16 protein-coding genes are annotated in these 21,477 nt (G+C 49.1%); 8 read left to right on the top strand and 8 right to left on the bottom strand.

Going from position 1 to position 21,477, the window contains the following annotated elements; genetic code table 11:
- Nucleotides 1-2: 2 nt before the first annotated feature.
- The 3 genes from EGC76_RS07290 to EGC76_RS07280 all read right to left on the bottom strand — a co-directional run bounded on the left by EGC76_RS07290 (nucleotide 3) and on the right by EGC76_RS07280 (nucleotide 3,606).
- Nucleotides 3-1,085: a beta propeller repeat protein gene (locus EGC76_RS07290; protein ID WP_128352339.1), complete on the bottom strand. Its 1,083-nt coding sequence runs from the start codon at nucleotides 1,083-1,085 to the stop codon at nucleotides 3-5.
- Between the two features lie 121 nt (nucleotides 1,086-1,206).
- Entirely contained in the window at nucleotides 1,207-2,208 is a 1,002-nt protein-coding gene (gene cydB / locus EGC76_RS07285) for a cytochrome d ubiquinol oxidase subunit II (RefSeq protein WP_128352338.1), read from the bottom strand.
- Between the two features lie 3 nt (nucleotides 2,209-2,211).
- Entirely contained in the window at nucleotides 2,212-3,606 is a 1,395-nt protein-coding gene (locus EGC76_RS07280; RefSeq protein WP_128352337.1) for a cytochrome ubiquinol oxidase subunit I, read from the bottom strand.
- Nucleotides 3,607-3,736: 130 nt separating this feature from the next.
- On the opposite strand from EGC76_RS07280, the gene EGC76_RS07275 reads away from it, so the two are divergent.
- A complete protein-coding gene (locus EGC76_RS07275; RefSeq protein WP_128352336.1) occupies nucleotides 3,737-4,156 on the top strand; it encodes a YqaA family protein in 420 nt (139 codons plus the stop codon).
- Here EGC76_RS07275 and EGC76_RS07270 read toward each other — a convergent pair.
- Nucleotides 4,136-5,527: an amidohydrolase family protein gene (locus EGC76_RS07270; protein ID WP_128352335.1), complete on the bottom strand. Its 1,392-nt coding sequence runs from the start codon at nucleotides 5,525-5,527 to the stop codon at nucleotides 4,136-4,138. The two genes, EGC76_RS07275 and EGC76_RS07270, sit on opposite strands and share 21 nt — an antisense overlap.
- Before the next feature lie 177 nt (nucleotides 5,528-5,704).
- On the opposite strand from EGC76_RS07270, the gene EGC76_RS07265 reads away from it, so the two are divergent.
- On the top strand, nucleotides 5,705-7,792 hold the full coding sequence (locus EGC76_RS07265; RefSeq protein WP_128352334.1) for a S9 family peptidase: 2,088 nt from the start codon (nucleotides 5,705-5,707) through the stop codon (nucleotides 7,790-7,792).
- A gap of 83 nt (nucleotides 7,793-7,875) precedes the next feature.
- A complete protein-coding gene (locus tag EGC76_RS07260; RefSeq protein ID WP_128352333.1) occupies nucleotides 7,876-8,376 on the top strand; it encodes a TIGR00645 family protein in 501 nt (166 codons plus the stop codon).
- On the opposite strand, the gene alr is transcribed toward EGC76_RS07260, so the two are convergent.
- Both alr and EGC76_RS07250 read right to left on the bottom strand, forming a co-directional pair.
- The gene (alr, locus tag EGC76_RS07255; RefSeq protein WP_246013924.1) at nucleotides 8,373-9,482 is read right to left on the bottom strand and encodes an alanine racemase; all 1,110 of its coding nucleotides are present in this window, start codon (nucleotides 9,480-9,482) and stop codon (nucleotides 8,373-8,375) included. The genes EGC76_RS07260 and alr overlap by 4 nt on opposite strands.
- A 12-nt stretch (nucleotides 9,483-9,494) precedes the next feature.
- Nucleotides 9,495-10,868, bottom strand: a complete 1,374-nt coding sequence (locus tag EGC76_RS07250) for a Na+/H+ antiporter NhaC family protein (RefSeq protein WP_128352332.1) — start codon at nucleotides 10,866-10,868, stop codon at nucleotides 9,495-9,497.
- Between the two features lie 137 nt (nucleotides 10,869-11,005).
- Here EGC76_RS07250 and EGC76_RS07245 point away from each other — a divergent pair, with 137 nt between their 5' ends.
- From EGC76_RS07245 to EGC76_RS07235, 3 genes are read left to right on the top strand one after another with little or no spacing between them, the layout of a single operon-like run.
- The gene (locus tag EGC76_RS07245; protein WP_128352331.1) at nucleotides 11,006-13,111 is read left to right on the top strand and encodes a TonB-dependent receptor; all 2,106 of its coding nucleotides are present in this window, start codon (nucleotides 11,006-11,008) and stop codon (nucleotides 13,109-13,111) included.
- Complete coding sequence (locus EGC76_RS07240) at nucleotides 13,093-14,139, top strand: PepSY-associated TM helix domain-containing protein (RefSeq protein ID WP_128352330.1); 1,047 nt, start codon at nucleotides 13,093-13,095, stop codon at nucleotides 14,137-14,139. Before EGC76_RS07245 ends, EGC76_RS07240 begins: the two co-directional genes overlap by 19 nt.
- A gap of 37 nt (nucleotides 14,140-14,176) precedes the next feature.
- Nucleotides 14,177-15,028: a prephenate dehydratase gene (locus EGC76_RS07235; RefSeq protein WP_164876812.1), complete on the top strand. Its 852-nt coding sequence runs from the start codon at nucleotides 14,177-14,179 to the stop codon at nucleotides 15,026-15,028.
- Here the strand turns inward: EGC76_RS07235 and dinB are convergent.
- Complete coding sequence (dinB, locus tag EGC76_RS07230; protein ID WP_128352328.1) at nucleotides 14,998-16,068, bottom strand: DNA polymerase IV; 1,071 nt, start codon at nucleotides 16,066-16,068, stop codon at nucleotides 14,998-15,000. The genes EGC76_RS07235 and dinB overlap by 31 nt on opposite strands.
- 173 nt (nucleotides 16,069-16,241) lie before the next feature.
- Here dinB and EGC76_RS07225 point away from each other — a divergent pair, with 173 nt between their 5' ends.
- Entirely contained in the window at nucleotides 16,242-16,589 is a 348-nt protein-coding gene (locus tag EGC76_RS07225) for a c-type cytochrome (RefSeq protein WP_128352365.1), read from the top strand.
- 222 nt (nucleotides 16,590-16,811) lie between these two features.
- Nucleotides 16,812-19,412 carry a sensor domain-containing phosphodiesterase gene (locus tag EGC76_RS07220; protein ID WP_128352327.1) on the top strand — a complete coding sequence of 867 codons (2,601 nt, stop codon included), beginning with the start codon at nucleotides 16,812-16,814 and terminating at the stop codon, nucleotides 19,410-19,412.
- A gap of 7 nt (nucleotides 19,413-19,419) precedes the next feature.
- On the opposite strand, the gene rep is transcribed toward EGC76_RS07220, so the two are convergent.
- Complete coding sequence (gene rep / locus EGC76_RS07215; RefSeq protein ID WP_128352326.1) at nucleotides 19,420-21,432, bottom strand: DNA helicase Rep; 2,013 nt, start codon at nucleotides 21,430-21,432, stop codon at nucleotides 19,420-19,422.
- Nucleotides 21,433-21,477 lie beyond the last annotated feature (45 nt).

The raw sequence follows: 21,477 nt of genomic DNA, 5'->3' as shown, positions 1-21,477 counted from the left end.
TGTCAGCAATCTAAATCGTTTAGCGCGATAGCCTTGATACCATTGTCACGCAAACCTAAATAAAGCAGTTCGCGATCGCCATCGGATACAAGCATGAGACTACGCACGCCGCCACGCGACGTTTCATGTGAGAAGTCATGCTTTAGCCATGTTTGACCATTGTCGATACTGCATTCAATGATCAGAGGTTGCTCGGCGCTTAACTTATCGTAACCTGCTGTGTATAAAATACCCGCATCCGTGCTAACAATATCTCGGTAAAACCGGTAGTTAACGTCCCCCATGGGTGTGCTCCAGGTTTCACCATAGTCGGTGCTCAGCACAATGCCGCCTTCACCACCGAGAATTACTGTTGAAGTATCTAAGGGGTGAATCAGTCCATCTACATACGTTGAAGGGCGGGGTAATAGGTCATGCCATTCGGTGATATTTTCAGTTGTTTGGTCATACCGACCGAAATAGCCGTTTTCAATGGGGCCTTGCCCACCAAACCAGACGCTTTGATTTACGTCATCAACGAGTAGCAGGTGCAGGCCAGCAGCAAACGCGTCCCAGCTGCCTGTTACAAGTTGCCAGTCTTCGACGGCTGGACTTGCCACAGCGACTGCTGCGTTACCCACCGCATAAACCTGATCGGTGCGATGATCATAGGCGAGGTTAAATATTCTAGTGTTAAACTCGCGGCCAAAATTGTGTGTTATCGGTTCCCACGTTGCGCCATTGTCCTGACTCCTAAATAGCAGGTACGGCTCGCTTGCATCACCGCTTGTCGGTTCAGTAGCCATCAAATAGTGGCCTTCACTCAGCACAATAATGCCAGTTACCGCGGTGGTTGTGGGCGAGCGTAACTGCCAATCAGCGCTGGTATCTGCGCGCCAGTACACACCTGCGGTAGTTCCCGCTATTTGGGCGCTACCGTCTTGCCGGATATATTCGACGGTATAATCACCGCTTAGCACAGTTTCTAATTTATTTGATACGGGCGGTTCGCCGCCGTCGGGTGGATTACTATCAGACGAGCTGCCGCCACACCCACTTAACAACAATACAGCTACCGCAATTCCAATTTGCATGAGTTTGAACATTGTTAAATCTTCCGGTTCGCATTACATAATCACTGCACGTATCAACAAACCCACTAAAGTCACGCACAGCACGCCGGCGGCCCATAATCCGACAAACCATAGCCAACGTCGCCATGTCGAATTACTCATGATAGCCACTATCTTCACTTACTTTGCCACGAAATACCCAGTAGGTGTAGCCCGTATAAGCGAAAATTATTGGTAAGAGAATCACCGCACCAACCAGCAAGAATGCCAAGCTATTGTCAGGTGCAGCTGCTTCCCAAATGCTGATTTCAAAGGGAATAAGGTACGGGAAAATGCTGGCGCCAAAGCCTACGAATGCAATCAAGAACACACCCAACGCCCACAAATAAGGCCGGCCTTCTTGTTGTTTTGTGAGTGAGGTGAGTAAACCGCCACCGACAATAGCTAACACAAAAGGAACCAGCCACAGTGCCGCTGAGCCCGGCCAGGTTAACCAGCGTTCGGCAACGTTCTCGAACGACGAAACTAAATACACGCTGGCCGCTGCAATGGCCATGATCAGCAGAATTCCGCTGTTACGACCGTATTCGTATGCGCGTTGTTGCAATGGCCCATCAGTTTTCATGACCAGCCAGCTTGCACCCAACAAAGCGTAACCGACGCACACAGACAGGCCAGCAAAAATAGTAAAGGGGCTCAGCCAGTCAAACCACCCGCCAGAATAAGCACGGTCGGTTACCTCAATACCTTGCAACATGGCGCCAAGCATCACGCCTTGGCTAAAGGCTGCAACCATAGAGCCAAGCATGAAGGCACGATCCCACCAGTGTTTGTTGGCTTTGCTTTTAAACCTAAACTCAAAGGCCACACCACGAAATATGAGCCCCAGCAGCATGGCAATTACTGGCATATAGAGCGCCGGCATTAATACCGAATACGCCAATGGGAACACGGCGAGTAAGCCGCCACCGCCAAGAACTAACCAGGTTTCGTTGCCATCCCAAACGGGGGCAACACTATTCACCATGCGATCGCGGTACGTTTCTTCTTTAATCCATGGGAACAATATGCCCATACCCAGATCGAAGCCGTCCAAAGCAACATAAGCAAATACCGAAACAGCAATAAGAATTGCCCAAATCAGTGCGTAATCCATACGTTAACCCTCCTCGTGATAAAGGCGCTCTGCGGCCATTGGCACGCGGGCGTAGTTTGGAATATGCGTCGATTCCGGATTACCCGCCATTTTGCGGAGCATATAAACGGTGCCAGCGCCGAACACTAAAAAGTAAACGACAATAAAGGCAACTAAACTGGAACCAACACCTACCGCATCAATCGGCGATGCTGCATCACTGGTTCGTAACAGCCCATGAATCACCCAAGGTTGCCGACCCACTTCAGTGACAACCCAACCAGCTATAACGGCAACGAAACCAAGCGGGCCCATCAGCACTGCGGCGCGATGCAACAGCGGCCTATCGTAAAGCTGCTTGCGTAGCCTCAAATAGCCCGACCAAAGTCCAATGAACACCATCAGCAAGCCGATGCCAACCATAATACGAAACGACCAAAACACGATGGGCACAGGCGGCCACTCGTCACGCGGAAAAGCATCCAGGCCGGTGACTGTCGCGTTCACATCGTGTTTTAAAATGAAACTGGCTAAGCCTGGGATTTTTATGGCGTAGTCCACTTTAGCTTCTTCTTCATTGGGCCAGCCGAATAAGTATAGCGGCGCTTGAGCTTCAGACTTAAAGTGCCCCTCCATCGCAGCAACTTTCGCTGGCTGGTGTTCTTGTGTGTTCAGGCCGTGTAAGTCACCCACAAACACTTGTAACGGCGCCACAATCAACGCCATCCACATTGCCATAGAGAACATTTTGCGCGCCGCTTGTGAGCTCTTATCTTTCAGCAAGTGCCAGGCGCCCACTGCACCCACCACAAATGCCGTTGTTAAGTAAGCGGCCAGGAGCATGTGCGCAAGCCGGTATGGGAAAGATGGGTTGAAGATGGCTTCCATCCAGCTGGTAACGACATATTGGCCTTGCTCATTCATGGCAAAGCCCGCTGGGGTTTGCATCCAACTGTTCACGGATAAAATCCAAAAGGCGCTGATGGCGGTGCCCACTGCAACCATTAAGGTTGCAAAGTAATGTAAGCGCTCACCAACTTTGTTCATGCCAAACAGCATGACACCCAGGAAACCAGCTTCCAAAAAGAACGCTGTTAGCACCTCATAACCCATGAGCGGGCCGATAACAGGGCCGGCTTTATCTGAAAACACCGACCAGTTGGTGCCGAACTGATAGCTCATAACAATGCCAGACACCACACCCATACCGAACGCCACGGCAAATATTTTCAGCCAGTAGCGATAAAGCTTTTGGTACACTGGGTTACGGGTTTTTAGGAACAACCCTTCAAGCACAGCAAGGTAACTGGCTAAACCGATAGTGAATGCTGGAAAGATAATATGAAATGCGATGGTGAAGGCAAACTGAAAACGTGCCAATAATATCGCGTCGGCTTGAGAGAACCACGTTTCGAACATGACGAACCTCGTTAGCAGTAATTTTTTACAGTATAGGTCGTTTTGATCAGTATTTTGGGTAAATTACTCGGTTTCTTTAAGACCATTTCTAATAGCGCCCATACAAAAAGTATGGCAATGAGATTAAACCATGTTGATGACACTTTTTGTGGCAGCATTTTTATCGGCAACTTTGTTACCCGGTTCGTCCGAGGTATTGCTGGTTACGTTGCAAATGCAGGGCCACGATATGATGGCGCTTTGGGCTGTGGCAACGTTTGGTAACACGCTAGGTTCGTGCGTGAACTATGCGCTGGGGCGTTACGCGTTGCATTGGCAAAATCGCCGCTGGTTTCCTGTGTCTGTGGCGCAACTTGAAAAAGGCCAGCGCTGGTTTAGTCGCTACGGGAAGTGGAGCTTGTTATTGGCGTGGATGCCGGTGGTGGGCGATCCGATTACACTGCTGGCTGGCATCATGCGGCTTCACGTTGGCGTATTTTTAATACTAACAACACTCGGTAAAGCCGCTCGCTATGCACTTATTCTAGGGTTACTGCACGGGTTCAGCTGAGGGCTCAGCGTAGGCCTGGCGAATTTCCTGCAAGTGGGCATCAATGGCTTCTCGGCTTAACCATTTACCGGCAACCATTACGCCGTGATGTGAGCGAATAACCTCCGGGTTTATCAGTGGGTTAGCGCCAAGTAACAGGAAGTCGGCACGCTGACCCTCGGCAATTTTGCCAAAACTATCGCGGTCTGCGAAGTAGTCACCCGCAGCCACAGTGGCGCTATGTAAAATGCCCGCCACGGGAATACCCGCATCACGCAGCATGCGAATTTCATGCAACGCAGAAAAGCCTGGCACACTAAACAGTTGTGGCGCATCGGTGCCAAATATCATCGGCACACCGCCATCAAAGAGTGCTTTTACAAGGCGTTGGCGGTTGTCTTGCTGCACCGCAGCGTTAGTTGCATTGAAGTAACCTAACGTCGGCTCATTAAGGTACCCCAGCCACCCGTCACGCACACTTTGTGGCACGTACACAAGTTCAGGATAAGCGCGCAAAGCATCCGCATCGGAGGCGCCAATAATGGTGGCCCAAAGCGCTTGCGTGGGCACCACTGCAACATCATGGCGCAACGATAAATCCACTAAGTAATCCAGTTCATAACGTGACGCTGGGCGATCCGTTGCATCAATGGCTTCAAGGTAGCCGTCAAGGTGATCAATGGTGCGCTGTCCTGCTGCCAAAGCGGCCTCAAGGCCAACGTCGCTGGGCACGTGGCCACCAAAGTCCATATTCGCATTGTTGGCAGTTGTTGCCATGGCTTGGTATTCGGCCATGGTAAGGCCCGGATGCACTTTGAGTAAGTCCCAGCCTTCGCTGCGCTGGTCGATAACCCGTTGCGTCGCTTGCTCGGGTGACTCAATGCTATTGCCGTTAAAGCTTGGCCCAGCCAAATAAAGGGTAGGGCCAATACGTTTGCCGGCGGCAATATCTTGTTTGAGTTGCAATTGATGCGGGTAGCCGAGCATGCCGCGCACTGTTGTTACGCCGTTGGCGGCATACAAAAACAGTACATCATCTAAATACCGATCAGGGAACTGGCCCAAACCATTGGCTGGCGGCACATGTCCATGCATTTCGGCCATGCCTGCCATGATGTATTTATTGGTGCCATCAACATGCACATAATCTGCGGGCACAGTAATCGCCGCAGTATCCGCAACTGCAGTAATACGATCACCAACCACTACCACCGTTTGCCCAGCGGTAATTTCGGCATCGTCTTTGGTTAGATGCACGACATTCACATTATGAAATGCGTAACCTTTGGGTGGTGCAGCATTAGCTGGCTCGGCATTGGCCGTATTTTCGGTGCGCGGGCCGCAGCCGGTGGCAACCAATGCAGCAAGAACAATCGATATTAGTTTGTACATAACGAAACCCTATGAACGAATATTGCCCAATTGTAGTTTAATTTTGAACCAGGCGTCGGGTTGTTTATCGCGCAAACTGACGTCCTAGTCGGATTAACTCACGCACGACCGTAAAAATGATTTAGGCTAGGTAATAATAAATTCAGAACAGCAGAACAACTATAAAAGGTACAAAACATGCGACATTTGCTTATTCCCGCACTCATTGGTGTGTCGGCAGTAGCCTTGCAATTTGCCTCAGCGCCTGCGGTGGCTGTCGAAAAAACGACGACCCTGCAAGCCGAAGATATTTTCGCGCTTGAATGGGCGAACGACGTACAGATTTCTCCAGACGGACGTTACGTGGTTTATGTGCGTCATGGTTTTGACATCATGAAGGACAATACGCACCGTAGCCTATGGTTGGTGGACACCAAAACTGGCAGCCATACCCCGTTGTTTGATGACCAACATAGTTATGGCAATCCAACCTGGTCACCAGACGGCTCGCGCTTAGCCTTTAGCTCAAATCGTGATGGGCGCAATCAAATTCATGTGTACCATTTAGCGACTAAAACCTCGAGTGCAATCACTGAGGTGACTGAAAGCCCACGGCAGTTTTCGTGGTCAAACGATGGCAAGCAACTGGCATTTTTAATGAATGTTGCCGCGGAGAAAACTGCGTACGCAAAAGCCGTCAAAAAACCTAAAAAACCAAAAGATGCAAAGTGGGCGAAGCCAGCTATCGTGGTCGAGCGCACTTATTATCAGCGTGATGGCGCGGGCGTATTGCCAGACAGCTACAGTCAGATTTTTGCTGTGCCTAGCGACGGCGGCTACGCCCGTCAACTTACAGAGGGCGCGTTTAGCCACAGCGGACCACTGGCTTGGGTTGAAAACGACAGCGCATTGGTATTTAGCGCCAACCGCAACACCGATTGGGAATACCAGGTGAATGAATCTGACTTGTGGAAAGTTGCTGTACAAACCAGCGAACTGGAACAAGTGACAGATTTACCGGGCCGTGAATATGCACCGGTAACTTCACCAGACGGCAAGCAATTGGCATTCTTGCACCGCGGCAATGCAGCCATTCCGTACCACAATTCGAAGCTTCGTATTATGCAATTGGGTAACCAAAAGCAGCGTGAACTGTTGAGCGATTTCGACCGCTCTGTCGGCAGTCCAATGTGGTTAAGCAACGACAGCTTAAGCATTCAATACGCTGATCGCGGCCGCTACAAGTTGGCGGAAGTGACATTGAGCGGCAAAAAAACCGACTGGATAAATGATGTGGGTGGCGTATCGGTCAGTCGTCCTTATATGAGCGGCATGTACTCGGTTGCCCGTCAGGGTGGCAAAGTGGCTTATACGCAAGGTAGTAGCTACCGTCCAGCCGATGTCGCGGTGTTTGACGTACCGAAACGCGGTAACGCTAAAGTAAGTACCTTAACCGCATTAAATGACGACGTGCTTGGTCATCGTCAATTGGGTGAAGTTCATGAATTTACCTACACCTCGAGCTTTGATGACACCGAAATTCACGGCTGGTACATCACGCCACCTAATTATGATCCGAACAAAAAATACCCGCTGTTGTTAGAAATTCACGGTGGTCCACATTTAGCTTATGGCCCAATGTTTGCCGCAGAGCAACAACGCTATGCAGCCGAAGGTTATATCGTGTTTTACAACAACTACCGTGGCAGTACCTCGTACGGTGCTGAGCATGCCTTGAAGCTTGATGGTTTCTATTCGTCAGAGCGCGATCATGCCGACCACATGGCGGGTATTGATGTGTTGATTGATAAAGGCATGGTCGATGAGAACAACTTGTTTATTGCAGGCGGTTCAGCGGGCGGCATCGCCACGGCTTATGCGGTCGGTTTAACGGATCGCTTCAACGCGGCAGCAGCAACCAATCCGGTGATTAACTGGATTAGCAAAACACTCACCGCCGATAGCTACTTAGGGCAAATTCATAACCAGTTTCCAGCGAAGCCGTGGGAAGACTACGAGCACTACTGGAAGCGTTCGCCACTATCGATGGCGGGTAACGTGAAAACTCCGGTGATGTTGTTTAGTGGCGAAAACGACCGCCGCGTGCCAATGTCTGAAATTGAGCAATTCTATCAAGCGCTGCAATTGCAAAAAGTGGATACCGCCATGGTACGCGTACCTGATGCATCGCATGGTGTAACGGCACGGCCATCGAATATGATTGCAAAAATTGAGCACACCTTGGCGTGGTTTAAGCTTTACCACAAAGAGGCCAATAGCAATTAAGAACTAAGAAACACTGGTTGCGGCAAGATAATTATTGATATCATGCCGCAACTTTAGTGTGTTTCTAACGGTAGGTTTTAACCATGGAAAGAATTCTAGAAAATTTGATGTACAGCTTACGCTGGTTGCTTGCGCCAATATACTTGGGCTTGAGTTTGGCTGTGTTGTTGCTGGGGATTAAGTTTTTCCAAGAAATTTACCATGTCTTTCCTGAAATTTTATCGATTAAAGAAGTCGACTTAATTCTCTTAACTTTAACGCTTATCGACATTGCGTTAGTGGGTGGCCTGTTGGTTATGGTCATGTTGAGCGGTTATGAAAACTTCGTGTCCACATTAAATATTAATAACGATACCGAGAAACTTGCTTGGTTAGGTAAAATTGATTCGGGTGGCTTAAAGAATAAAGTCGCCGCTTCAATTGTGGCAATATCCTCAATTCATCTACTGAAAGTATTCATGAATGCCGAAAATTTGGATGAGTCCCGAATTAAGTGGTACGTGATTATGCACTTAACTTTTGTTGGGTCAGCGTTCGCTATGGGCTATCTAGATAAAGTAACGCGCAAATCCAAAGAAGACTAAGTGGTAACCCTAGGTACGCGAGCAGTAATGCTGGTTAGCAAATCATAGCTAATGGTTTCGGCGTGCTCGGCAACCCGTGCAACACTTAAGTTGGGTCCCCAAAGCTCAACGTCGTCGCCAATAGCAACCGCATTCAGGTCCGTCACATCCACGGTGATCATGTCCATCGACACCGTGCCCGCCAAAGGTGCTTCTTGGTCATTGATCATCACCGGTGTGCCATTGCGCGCGTGGCGCGGATAGCCGTCAGCGTAGCCGATAGCAACTGTTGCAATAAGGCTTGGCCGCCCTGCGGTCCACGTGCCACCGTAGCCCACGGATTCACCTGCTTTGACTTCACGCAGCGCTATAATCGGCGCAACCAAGCGCATTGCAGCAATTAAAGGTTCAGGCAAAGGTTTTGGGTTACCGACTGGATTGTCACCGTAGATTAAAATACCTGTACGTATCCAGTGGCCGTTATTCTGCGTCATGTCGATTGCAGAGCTAACCAGGGCCGCTGAGGTAGCAAGGCTTGTGTCCAACTTGGACTCTGTTTGCGCACAAACTTCTTCGAACAGCGCCAATTGGTGGTTATTTAATGGGTGAGTTTGATTTTCAGCATTTGCGAAGTGCGACATCATGGTTACACTGCCGACTTGTGCGGATGCTTTGAGTTGATTATAAACCGATTGCACCTGACCTTTTGGCCAACCAAGGCGGTGCATACCCGTATCGACTTTCAACCAAACCGATAAAGGGCGCACCATGCGTGCGGTTAAAATCGCATCAAGTTGTTGCTGTTGGTGCACTACCGGTTGAAAATTGTAATGGGCACAAACAGGCAGTTCAGCCTCACTAAAGCAGCCTTCAAGCAACACAATAGGATGCTGAAAACCAGCATTTCGAATGGTAATAGCTTCATCAATAAACGCGACAGCAAAGGCGTCAACATGCGCACTGATAGCCTCGGCAACAGTCAATACACCATGCCCGTAGCCGTCTGCTTTTATCACGCCGAGCAGATGCGATTTGCCAGCCAGCTGACGTGCTACTTTTGCATTGTGGCTTAAAGCGTCGCGATTAATTTCAGCGCGAGTGGGGCGAAAGTGCACACCATTAGCCATAAAATCCGTTCCTTAAATCATAATGAGGCTGGTGACTATATAGAGCACCAAGGTAATTCCGCCGGCCGTTAAGGCGTACGGCAACTGCGTGCGCACGTGTTCCAGCAAGTCACAACCTGACGCCAGCGCGGATACCGCTGTGGTGTCTGATATTGGTGAGCAATGGTCCCCAAATACGCCCCCGCCAAGCACCGCTGCAAGCAGTAATGGCGCCGGTAAATCCAGCGCGATAATCATTGGCGCCGCAATAGGGATCAATATTGCAAATGTGCCCCAAGAGGTACCGGTCGTAAACGAAATGAGCGCGCCCGCTAAGAATAACATGGGGGCAATCATAAATAGCGGCAAAAAGTCACCAACTAAGTTTGCCAAGAACACCCCAGTGCCAAGTTCACGTAAGCTGCTGCCAAGTGCTAATGACAATAATACGATACTCACCAACGGTAGCAACTCGCTCATGCCCTTAAAGCCAATATCAACCAATTGCTGGTGGCTTTTGCGCCGACTGATTAGCAACATAATGTAGGCAACAACACAGGCTAAAGCCGTGGCATACAGCACTGATTTTGAACCATCACCTTGGGTGATATCGCCGCCGCCAGTGCCAAACATAAAGGCCACCATGCCAAACACCATGACACTTAAGGGCACCAGCATGTAGCGGGCTTTGCTGTTACTGGGTACATGTTCTGGAATATCTTGATGCGGTTGCGGCTTTTCTTCAACGGCGCGCATGGGCCCAAATACTTTGCCCGAAAAGGCTGTATAAAACACGATACTTAATGTAACAAGCGCGTAAAAGTTAAAAGGTATTGTCGCCCACAAGGTGCTCACAGATGAACCCGGCAGACCTTGTTGCTCAATCATGCCGAGTACGTATGCGCCCCACCCATTGAGCAAAATTAAAATGCAAATGGGGGCGCTAGTGCTATCAATAAGGTAAGCCAACCGAGCACGGCTCATGCCGAGCTTTTCAAACAGCCCGCGCGACAAAATACCTGCGGTGAGCACACTTAAATTCGATTCGATAAATACGAAAATGCCGGTGAATACCGTCATTAAGCTGGCGCTGCGTTTGGTTTTACCAAGCCCACGCGACAACAGTGCTTCAACAGTAGCTGCAACGCCGCCAGACTCACGGATATAGGCCAACAGCGCGCCAACCATCAAGCTAAATACTAGAATGCGCGTGTTACTGGCCGAGCCAAACACCGCAATGATGCGCTCTATTGTCGCCACGAAGGTATAAATGAGGGGCTCGCCACCTTGCCAGGTATGCAATAACTCGGAGGTAACAATGGCAAGCAGCAATGCAACAATGACTTCTTTACGCCAGAAAACTACCAAAATGGCAACGAGTGGCGGTAACACAGACATCCAACCCATAAGAATGGCCTTTTGTTGTTATTGTTTGAGATTAATTATGACATTAAGCAAGAAAATTCCCTAACCCTATTGCAATCCAAATGCGAATCGTTATCATTAGCGATATCAATTAGGCTAGCTTACTTTGGGGAGAACAAATGCGCCTTAAGCCATTAACTATTGCTGTCACCGCCGCTCTGATAACCGCATCACAGAGTGCCTTTGCGCAAGACACATCGACTGCAGTCGATGAAGTAATTCAAATATCAGCTACACGCACATCACAGCCTGCAAGTAGCATAGCTGCCACCGTAACCGTGATTGATGGTGAAGACATTCGTGAGCAGTTAGCAGTTGCAGACTCGTTATCAGACGTGCTTGGTAATTTAGTGCCTGCATTTTCGCCATCACGCCAAAAACTCACCAGCGCAGGTGAAACTTTACGTGGTCGCGAACCCTTGTATTTGATTGACGGCGTACCGCAGTCCAATCCATTACGAAATGGTTCGCGCGCAAGCTATACCATTGACCCACTGATGATTGAACGCGTTGAAATTATCCATGGCGCCAGCGCTATTCAGGGTATGGGTGCCAGCGGCGGTATTATCAATATTGTCACGAAATCAGCGAGCAACGGCTCTGAACAAGAATTTGTTGCCGGGTTAACCACATCGCCCGAAGAACTTAGCGATGGCTTAAGTTACCGTGCTGGCTATTTAACGCGTCATGTATCGGGTGATTGGCAAGTTGTTGCTGGAGCGCAATTACGTAGCACGGGCATGTATGTTGACGGTAACGGCGAGTTTATCGGTACTGATGTGACCCAAGGCGATACGCAAGACTCTGAAAGTTTCGACTTGTTCACTAAAGTTGGTTACAGCATCGATAGCGAGCAGCACGTTGAATTGATGGTGAATCACTTCAATTTGCAAGGTAACGGCGATTTCTCTCCGGTTACCGGTAATCGTGCAGAAGGCATTGCCGCAATTTCTGTGAAGCAGCCAAGCGAAGGTGATCCTGCAGAAAACAAGGTAACTACGGCCACGGTAACCTACAAGAATAAATCGGTATTGGGTGCTGACATGAACTGGCAGGTGTTTCTGCAAGACTTCTCCGCATTGTATGGTGGCGGCCGCTATGCCACGTTCCAAGATCCAGCATATGGCGACGACATTTTCGACCAGTCGCGTAATGACTCCAATAAATTTGGTTCGCGTTTAACCATGAACTGGAGTGCACTAGCTGATCTGCCCGTTGATTTGAGCGCTGGTGTGGATTATTTGCGTGACACCACGTTCCAGGAGTTGGCTCAGACCAATCGCAATTGGGTACCAGAAACCACGTTTAATAACTGGGCGCCGTTTGCGCAATTGCGTTACCAACAAGACGGGTTAACCGTAAGTGGTGGGCTACGTTATGAATACGGCAAACTTAAAGTGGACGACTTCACCACCCTTTATACTTATAACAGCACCTTTGTTGAAGGTGGTGAGCCATCATTTAATGAGCTTCTGCCAAACTTAGGTGTGGTTTATGCCTTTACTGATTCGCTGCGAGCGTTTGCGAGTTATTCTGAAGGTTTCAGCATGCCCGATGTCGGCCGTGTGTTGCGTGGTATTAATACACCTGACTTGAGTGTTGATAGCTTCTTAGATTTGCAGCCAGTAATTGCAGACAACCGTGAAGTTGGTATTGAGTATCGTGGCAAAGCGCTGCGTGCAAGTCTCAGTTACTTCAGCTCTGAGTCAGACTTGGGCGCACGTTTGCAGCCAAACGATGAAGGTATTTTCTCGGTTGCCCGTGAACGCACTGAAATTGATGGTATCGAGTTTTCTGCGAGCTATGCGCTGTCAAATAACACCAGCTTTGATCTGAACTACGCCGATACCGACGGCGAATACGACAGCAACGCAGATAATGTGGTTGATACTCAGCTTGGTGGGCGCAACATTGCGCCGCGCCGTATGAATTTTAGCTGGCAGCAGCAATGGACTGACATGGTCAATACACGCTTGCAACTCAACCACTTATTCGATCGGGATATTTATACTGGCGAACAAGCCATCAACAACTTTGAAGGCTATCAAACGGTTGATTTGCAAATGAACTACGATTCACCAGATTACGGTTTGTTTACCGTAGGCATCGAGAATCTTCTTGATGAGTATTACCTGACCTATTATGCGCAAACCGCTGGTGCTGACCGCACTAACTTTGCTGGTCGTGGCCGTACAGTGAGCATCAATTGGTTCTATCAATTCTAACCAAGCTGCACCGCTGGTTCGGTTTATTCTTTGGTATCTGGCTCGTGCTCGTCGCTTTGACGGGCACGATGCTTTTATACAAAGTTGAGCTGTTGCAGTTAAGCTACCCACAATTGCGGCTGCAACAGTTACCCACTAAGCAAACTGCCGCACAAGTATTTGACCGTTACCATGACGGCTATGCGTATATGCCGCGTGAGGCGAATCCGTGGCTTGAAGTGGTGCGCCCCGATGGCACTCGGCATTATTACAATGCGACCGGCGAGCGAATATTAGAGCGGCCCTATTTGAGCGATTTGGTTGGCATTATGGTGGAATTTCATCACCACCTGTTGCTCAAAGATCTAGGTAAAGAGTTACTTGGCTACATCGGTATCGCCGGTTTAGCCCTGCTTATAACCGGCATTCTTCGTTGGTGGCCACGACATTGGTCGCGGCGCTTACTAACCATTCGTTGGGCGTGGCCATGGCAACGCGGCTTTGCGGCTACATTATTTCAGTTACATAAGGTTGTTGGCAGCGTGCTGTTTGTGCCGGTACTCATTGGCATGATTACAGGGGTAGCCATTATGTATTCCGCGGCGGTCGGTTCCGCATTGACAGCGCTGGCGCCGCAGCAACAACCCCAACCTGTCACGGAGCAACAATGGCTTGAAGTGGCGCCTGCACAAAGCTGGCAGCAGCGCTTCGCGCGGGCTAAGCAACTATTGCCTGAACATCAACCCCAGCTTATTTCGCTATCCAACTTAAGCTTAAGAATGACATTTCCGGGCGAATGGCACCCAAATGGCCGTAGCCATGTGCAATTTAATGCCGAAACCGGCAGGGTACGCAGTGTTTACGATTTGCGTTATGACAGCAAAGGGTACCAAGTAAGCCAGATGATCTTTCCTGTTCACGTTGCGGCGGTGGGCGGCTTGCCGTGGTTAATGGCGGTGTTGTTAGGTGGTTTAGCATTAATTATTTTGCCGCTAAGTGGCATTTACTTTTGGTGCTGGCGTCATTATAAAAAACGCTGTAGGTTGTAAGAAACCCTGACACTAATTGAATAATGAGACGTACGTAGTGACCACTAAAATTGCCACTCTCGGGCCCGCCGGCACATTTTCTGAACTTGCTGCACGCGATTTTTCAAAACGCTTTGAAAGCAGCGATGTTCTTTTTTATCCGACGCTTCGCCGCACCATTGATGCGCTTGATCAGGGCGCCGAGATTGCCGTGGTGCCCATCGAGAACATCGTAGAGGGAATTGTCGCACCGGTGGTGGATAGGTTTGTGCGTCGGCCGTTGCAGATTATTGCAGAAGTTGCTATTCCGGTGCGTTTTTCGGTTGTCATGAACCACCCTGAGCCGCAGCGACTTTTCGCGCAATTTGTGGCACAGGGGCAATGCAGTGAATGGTTAGCCGGTCATGCGTCAGATGTGGTGACAACCGCAAGCAATACCGAGGCACTGGCGTTATTGTTGGCGAGTAATGAACCCGCCGCTGCGCTTATACCTGAGCATTTGCTCACCAATGAAAACGCAGGCTCGCAGCATTATGCGAAGGTTGTGCACGATGTGACGGATGTCGCCCATAACGTGACGCGGTTCGTGGCGTTACAAGCAGCGCAACCGCTCGCATTGCCAAACCATGCAACTGCATACAAATCTGCAGTTGTTATCGTCGACGATGCGGATCATCCCGGCCTGCTCCTTGAGCACTTGCAGGCGTTTGCCGTGCATCAAGTCAACTTGTTGTCTTTGGTATCACGTCCAACGGGTCAAAAATTTGGGCAATATCATTTCTTTATCGAATTTGAAGGTCACTTACAGCATAGCCAAGTACAGGCCGCATTAAGTGCAATTAAATTACGTAATCGCGTGATTGAGCTTGGCAGTTATGCCTATTCCAGCTCTAATTCAAGCTGCAATTGATCATCGGGGTCAGGTAGCGCCACGCTAATACCGATAAGCCGAATGCCGCGATGATTCCTGCGGTCCCAGGCTTCACGAATCAAATGATAAAACAAACTTGGTGATGCCGTTGGCGTGGTTCGCGATACAGTAGTTTGCTGAAAATCGCTGAACTTCAATTTAACGGTTTGGCTTTTAATATGAGTTTGTTGCCAGCGTGCAACGCGCATTCGGCGTAGTAACTGCGGTAGTAATACTTCATCAACAAATTGCTCAACTTGGCGCAGTTGACTGAAGTCGCTAGGCAATGTTTCCTCCACGCCAACACTTTTTCGCACCCGCTCGGTCACTATTGGGCGGGGGTCGATACCTTGGCAGCGTTGATAGAGTAACCAACCCGATTTGTCTCCCAGCAATTCTTGCAAGCGTTCAATTGAAGCGTGTTGAATGTCGCGACCTAAAAAGAACCCTGCATAATTGAGGCGTTCTAAACTTTTCGGGCCAACGCCCGGAATGCGCTTAAGCTTTAACTGGGCCAAATAATCTAAGACGCGCTCTGGGGGCACCACAAATTGGCCGTCAGGTTTATTTTCTTCGCTGGCTATTTTAGCCACCATTTTTTGGTTCGAAATGCCTGCGGACGCGGTTAAACCAAACGCTCGAAGCGCATGCCGAATGCTCTCCATGGTTACGCTGGCACTGCCGTGGTACTTTGTGTTGTCGGTTAAGTCCAAATAAAATTCATCAATGGAAGCCGGTTCAACCAAAGGCGTTGTTTCTTGTAAGATGTTGAGCACTTTTTTGGAAATGTCACGATAGTAGCCGTGATCAGGCGTGACAAAATGAAGTTCGGGACACAGTCGGCGTGCATGTGCACCGCTCATTGCGCTGCGCACACCGTACTGCCGGGCAAGGTAATTTGCGGTTGCGACAACCCCGCGTTCACCGCCACCGCCCACAGCAAAGGGCCGCTCGCGCAGGGCGGGGTCGCGTAAAACCTCGGCGCTGGCAAAAAAAGCATCGAGATCTAAAAGGGCTATTTTACGCGTAGTATCAGACATAGCACAGAAGTGTTTAACCTTGGACGGAATCTGGCTATAATCGCAACAACTAACTGAGCAAGCAAGCTCAACAGCTTATACAGGAGTCCACTGTGAACGTACTGAAAGTAGTAAAATCTAGCCGTATATGGGTTGCTGCATTAGCATTGTCTGTTGGTAGCGCAAGCGCCGCAATGCTGCCACAACAAAGCAACGATGACATAAAAGAACGTATTGCACCGGTTGCACAAGTACGTGTTGCTGGCGCAAATGCATCGCAAAGTGGCGGTGACAGTGCAAGTGCCCGAGCGGGTGATGAGGTGTACAACAAGTTTTGTGCTGCGTGCCACACTTCGGGTGTGTTAGGTGCACCAAAAATCAATGATGCGGCCGATTGGGAAGAGCGTTTAGCACAGGGCATGGATACTGTATTGAAGCATGCTGTAGAAGGTTATAACGCAATGCCACCGAAAGGCACATGTAATGACTGTAGCGAAGAAGAAATTCAAGCTGCAATTGACTATATGGTCGCTGAAATATAACGAATTTTTCGTTACTATTCATAAGCTTTATATTGAAAAAACCGCTTCGGCGGTTTTTTTGTGCGCGTAATTTAAGCAAAATGCTTTTCTAAATCTTTTATGAAAGATATACTCGGGCGTTGAGTTTACTAAAAGTTTACATTGTCTTGTACTAAACAAGCTGTTCTAAAAGTACGCGAACATATTTTTTTAAATAATAAAAGCGCGAACACATTCACAATAATGCATCAGCCTACTGAGCTCGTTAAAAAGCAAAAAGAAATTGCGCGCCTGCGCAAGGCTGTTGCACGCCTGCAAGAACTCGCCCTCAAATATCGCCAGTCGGAAGTAATCCAAAAAGCGCTGTTCAAAATCTCTGAACTGGCGTCGTCGGTAACCGATATGCAGCAGTTTTATCAATCGGTGCATAACATTATTGGCGATTTAATGGTGGCGAAGAACTTCTTCATTTGTTTGTACGACCAAACCGAAGATATGGTGAAGTTTGTCTACTTTGTCGATGAATATGACGATATCCCGTCGCTTGAAGCAATCCCAGCAGAGTTATTGGGTAAAGGGTTAACTGGCTACGTAATGCGTACCGGAAAGCCTTTTTTGTATGACGCACAAATTTTTGAGCGCTTGCTGAAAAGCGGTGAGATTCGCGATTTAGGTGCAGCGCCAGTTGATTGGCTTGGGGTGCCGCTGCATTCCGATAATCGTGTCATCGGGGCTATGGTTGTTCAAAGTTATACCGAAGACGTGCGCTACAGCGAAGCGGATAAAGAACTGTTCATGTTCGTTTCACAGCATATTGTTAACGCATTGGAACGTGTGCGTCAGCGCGAACTCATGCAGGCTGAAATTGAACATCAAACCGCAAAATTGCGGCTTATTAATGATGACTTAAAGGTAGAAATTGCTGAACGCGAGCGGGCGCAACAACTTAGCTCGGTGTTATTCGCCATTTCTGAAGTTACCAATACTTCAGACTCTATGCAGAGTTTCTATCAGCAATTGCATCGGCACATTGGGCAGCTCATTAATAATGATAACTTCTTCGTCGCATTATTAGATGACGACAAAAAGTTCTTGGAATTCCCATATTACGTTGATGCCTTCGACAACAATTTGCAGAAGAAAAGGCCGATTGCGCGTGGCATGACGGAATACGTTATTCGCCATAAAAAGCCCGTATTCATTGATCGCTACACCTACGGTGGGTTGATTGAATCTGGCGAAGTGGAAGGTGCTACGAGTTATTATGGTACTCAGCCAACGCAGTGGCTCGGCTCACCACTATTGGTTGACGATGAAGTCATCGGCGTATTGTCCGTACAAACGTACAGCGAAGAAACCACCTATAAACAAGATGACCTGGAACTCCTCAATTTCGTTTCCCAGCATGTGGCCGTTGCAATTGAACGCCGCCGCAACGCGGATGAAGTGCGACGCGTCAACGCATACCTCGAGCGCAAAGTTGCCGAGCGCACGGAAGAACTGGTGAGTGAGATTGAACGCCGTAAAAAGGTTGAAGAAAAATTATTCTATGACGCGCACCATGACGCGCTTACCGGGTTACCGAACCGCTCAATGTTTACTGAGCGCCTGCAACAAACCCTAAAACATAAACGCCGTTATCCGCATCATAATTTTGCCGTGTTGTTTGTTGATCTTGACCGTTTCAAAGACATCAACGACACCCTTGGTCACTCAGCTGGCGATGAGTTTTTGTTAGAAGCCAGCCGTCGCATTGGCGAATGCATTCGCGATAACGACACCATAGCGCGGTTGGGCGGTGACGAATTTGTTATTTTACTCGACATGATTCGTCATGTTGATGACGCCTGCGATATTGCATCACGCATTATTGAACAAATGAAGCAGCCATTTGTGTTCGGTGAAAGTGAACATTACTCTGGCGCCAGTGTCGGTATCGCAGAGTGCAAATCACGCAATGATTCGGCTGAACGCTTGTTGCGTGATGCTGATGCCGCCATGTATCAAGCCAAGAGCATGGGCCGCGGCCGCTATGTGGTGTTCGATGAAAGTATTCACAAAGACTTGGTCGCTTCATTAAACCGCGAGACCGAACTGCGGCATGCGCAGTTTGATCAAGACTTTATTCTGCAAAAGTTCGATGTGCATGAATTGGGCAAAAACAAACCCATCGCGCAAGAACTGTTATTGCGCTGGCAACGTGACGATACTTTATTGCCTGCAGATCGGTTTTTGGCCATCGCTGAAAAAACCGGCATGACCATGGCACTTGATCAGTGGATGCTGACCCGTTGCTGCGAGTTGCTCGCCAACGACGAAAATGCTTTGCCAGTTTATGTGGCCATTTCCGCCAAGCATTTGTTTAAGTTGGCTGCAGTGAAAGCCTTGCAGGAAATTATCACCAAATCAGGTGTTGCGCCAGAGCGCCTGATTCTTGAATTCAGTGAAACCGAGCTCAACGACAACTCCAAACGCCAACTGAGCTGCTTGCGCCAGTTTGCTGATTTTGGTGTCGGCTTAGCACTGAATGAGTTTGGCCGTAGCGCTGGGGCGCTGCAATATATACTCAACTACCCATTTACGCATGTGAAATTAGACCCGCGCTTTGTGGCCGATATTGCCACCAGTCAGCGCGCGCAAACCATGGTGCGGAATGTGGTGCATTTATGCCGCGATCTTGGCATCGAAATTTCAGCGGCGGGAATCGATACCCTGGATCAACAAAAAGCGTTGGTGCATAACGGGGTCAATGTCGGGCAGGGCATACTGTTTGGAGAACCCGAGCAGGTAAAGTCACTATTGCAGGCACAACCGGCGCACATGCAGTCGGCCGGAACAGCGTAACCTCTTCTTAATCTTCCATTGCTTTACGTAGCAGTTCAAGGCCACTTGCGCGGGCGTTTTCGCGGGCCGCTTCATTAGCCTTGGCTTGCTCTTCCCACTCGAGATCATCTTGCGGTAACTCATACAGAAAACGGCTCGGTTCGGGCCGTATAACGTCACCATATTGGCGCCGTTCTCTTGCCATCGTGAATATTAACGACTGTTGTGCGCGGGTAATACCGACGTATGCTAGGCGGCGTTCTTCTTCAACCATGCCTTCATCAATGCTTGACTGGTGCGGCAATAAACCTTCTTCCATGCCAACCATAAACACGTGGGGAAATTCCAGTCCTTTAGACGCGTGCAAGGTCATTAGTTGCACTTGGTCGCCTTGTTCTTCTTCTTCATTGCGCGACAGCATGTCACGCAAACATAACTTGGCAACGGCTTGTTCAAGCGTCAGTGGCTCAGCATCATCGTCACCTTTGAGCATTTCGGTTATCCAGCGCATTAACTCGTTGACGTTTTTCCAACGCATTTCGGCCGCACTCACACTTGGGCTGCTTTCATACAGCCATTCTTCGTAGCCAATCAGTTTTAGTAAGTCGAATAAAGCTGAAGCCGCATCGGCGCCATGGTCGCATCGGCGTGCCGCGCGCTTCATGAAGTCGACAAAGTACTGCACGGATTGGTATTCGCGTGCGCCCAAGCGTGTTTTTAAAGCTTGGTGGTCAGCCGCTTCATACAAACCAACGTGCAACTCATGGGCAAGATCACCAATACGCTCTACCGTGTGCGGGCCGATGCCGCGTTTGGGGGTGTTGATGATGCGAATAAAAGCCGTGTCGTCGCTTGGATTAACCAATAACCGCAAATACGCCATGATGTCTTTAATTTCTGCGCGCGCAAAAAAGCTTTGCCCGCCGGTCATGCGGTATGGAATACGGTTGCTTATCAGCGCCTTTTCAAACACACGAGCTTGGTGATTGCCACGATACAGCAGCGCAAATTGATGGTACGGGGTGCGCTCTAAAAAGCGGCGGCGTACAATTTCCGCAATCACACGTTCAGCTTCGTGTTCTTCATTGCGGCCATAGATGACCCGCAGTGGTACGCCGTATTCCATTTCAGAAAATAGCTTCTTATCGAACACGTGCGGGTTGTTTTCAATCAAAATATTGGCCGCCTTCAGAATGCGGCCGTGCGAGCGGTAATTTTGTTCAAGCTTGATCACTTTCAGCTTCGGAAAGTCCTTTTGCAGCAACGCTAAGTTCTGTGGCTGCGCACCCCGCCACGAATAAATCGATTGGTCGTCGTCACCCACCACAGTGAAGTTAGCCCGCTCACCCACCAGTAACCGAACTAACTCATATTGGCTGGTGTTGGTGTCTTGGTATTCGTCAACCAGCAGATAATGAAACTTGTTTTGCCAGCGGGTTCGCGACTGCTCATCCGTTTTCAGTAACAAGGTTGGTAATAGAATCAAATCATCAAAATCTATCGCATTGCAGGCTTTCATATTTTGCTGATAGCGCCGGTAAAATTCAGCAAACATTTGGTCGTCTGGCTGTTGCGCTTGGGCAAGTGCTTGCTCAGGGCTGAGCATGGCATTCTTCCAGTTACTGATTTGGCTTTGCAGTAGCTTTAATAGGGTTTTGTCGCCATCAAGTTCGGGTTCGGTCAGCGCTTTCAACAACGCAAACGAATCTTGGTCATCAAATAACGAAAAGCCCGGCTTCATGTTCAATTTCGTGACTTCTTTACGAATAATCGTCAACCCAAGTGTGTGAAAGGTTGATACCGTGAGGCCGCGCGTATATTGACGGCCCAGCGTTTGCCCAACCCGTTCCTTCATTTCGCGCGCCGCTTTATTGGTAAAGGTTACTGCAGCGATATGCCGCGCTGGGTAACCGCAGCGCTGAATCAGGTGGGCAATCTTTTCGGTAATTACACGTGTTTTACCACTGCCAGCGCCGGCCAGCACAAGCACTGGCCCTTCAATTGCTTTCACAGCTTCTTGTTGGCGCGGATTGAGTAACATGAAATTGAATGACCTTTCGCAATGAAGCGTTTAAATAAAATGGAG

It is taken from the genome of Pseudidiomarina gelatinasegens (genome assembly GCF_004025325.1).
Taxonomy (GTDB): Bacteria; Pseudomonadota; Gammaproteobacteria; order Enterobacterales; family Alteromonadaceae; genus Pseudidiomarina; species Pseudidiomarina gelatinasegens.
This window is presented reverse-complemented; position numbering and strand designations above follow the sequence as displayed.

Coding starts and splice junctions, on each gene's coding strand:
- EGC76_RS07290 (WP_128352339.1), bottom strand. CDS start 1,085: ATGTTCAAACTCATGCAAATTGGAATTGCGGTAGCTGTATTGTTGTTA.
- cydB (WP_128352338.1), bottom strand. CDS start 2,208: ATGGATTACGCACTGATTTGGGCAATTCTTATTGCTGTTTCGGTATTT.
- EGC76_RS07280 (WP_128352337.1), bottom strand. CDS start 3,606: ATGTTCGAAACGTGGTTCTCTCAAGCCGACGCGATATTATTGGCACGT.
- EGC76_RS07275 (WP_128352336.1), top strand. CDS start 3,737: ATGTTGATGACACTTTTTGTGGCAGCATTTTTATCGGCAACTTTGTTA.
- EGC76_RS07270 (WP_128352335.1), bottom strand. CDS start 5,527: ATGTACAAACTAATATCGATTGTTCTTGCTGCATTGGTTGCCACCGGC.
- EGC76_RS07265 (WP_128352334.1), top strand. CDS start 5,705: ATGCGACATTTGCTTATTCCCGCACTCATTGGTGTGTCGGCAGTAGCC.
- EGC76_RS07260 (WP_128352333.1), top strand. CDS start 7,876: ATGGAAAGAATTCTAGAAAATTTGATGTACAGCTTACGCTGGTTGCTT.
- alr (WP_246013924.1), bottom strand. CDS start 9,482: ATGGCTAATGGTGTGCACTTTCGCCCCACTCGCGCTGAAATTAATCGC.
- EGC76_RS07250 (WP_128352332.1), bottom strand. CDS start 10,868: ATGGGTTGGATGTCTGTGTTACCGCCACTCGTTGCCATTTTGGTAGTT.
- EGC76_RS07245 (WP_128352331.1), top strand. CDS start 11,006: ATGCGCCTTAAGCCATTAACTATTGCTGTCACCGCCGCTCTGATAACC.
- dinB (WP_128352328.1), bottom strand. CDS start 16,068: ATGTCTGATACTACGCGTAAAATAGCCCTTTTAGATCTCGATGCTTTT.
- EGC76_RS07225 (WP_128352365.1), top strand. CDS start 16,242: ATGCTGCCACAACAAAGCAACGATGACATAAAAGAACGTATTGCACCG.
- EGC76_RS07220 (WP_128352327.1), top strand. CDS start 16,812: ATGCATCAGCCTACTGAGCTCGTTAAAAAGCAAAAAGAAATTGCGCGC.
- rep (WP_128352326.1), bottom strand. CDS start 21,432: ATGTTACTCAATCCGCGCCAACAAGAAGCTGTGAAAGCAATTGAAGGG.